At 63.7% G+C, this 284-nt stretch carries 1 protein-coding gene; it reads right to left on the reverse strand.

Going from position 1 to position 284, the window contains the following annotated elements; all coding sequences use genetic code 11:
* Positions 1-219: hypothetical protein (locus KBI52_RS00385; RefSeq protein ID WP_210804739.1), on the reverse strand; the 219-nt coding region annotated here is incomplete at its 3' end.
* Positions 220-284: the final 65 nt, after the last annotated feature.

Here is a 284-nt window from a genome sequence, read left to right on the forward strand (position 1 = left end):
CCCGCCGCCCAACCCGAACAGGCCCGAGGAAGACAGATGGTCATTTTGAACGAGCGGGTGCATGAGGTCGAACTGCGGATGCATGATGAAGATCGCCAGCGGCATGGGCACGAAGGCGAACACCAGACCCTGCAGGGTTGGGCGCACCGGCAGGACGGACCAGAAGAAGTAGGCGTAGAACACGGCCCAGATCGCGCCGACGAGAAGGTGAACCGTCATACCGGCCAGCCAGCCCCCCCATGCCGGCGCATGGGGGAGGATCAAGGTCCCGAGGGTCATGACAA

The sequence above is a fragment of the Microvirga sp. HBU67558 genome, assembly GCF_018069605.1.
Classification (GTDB): Bacteria; Pseudomonadota; Alphaproteobacteria; order Rhizobiales; family Beijerinckiaceae; genus Microvirga; species Microvirga terrae.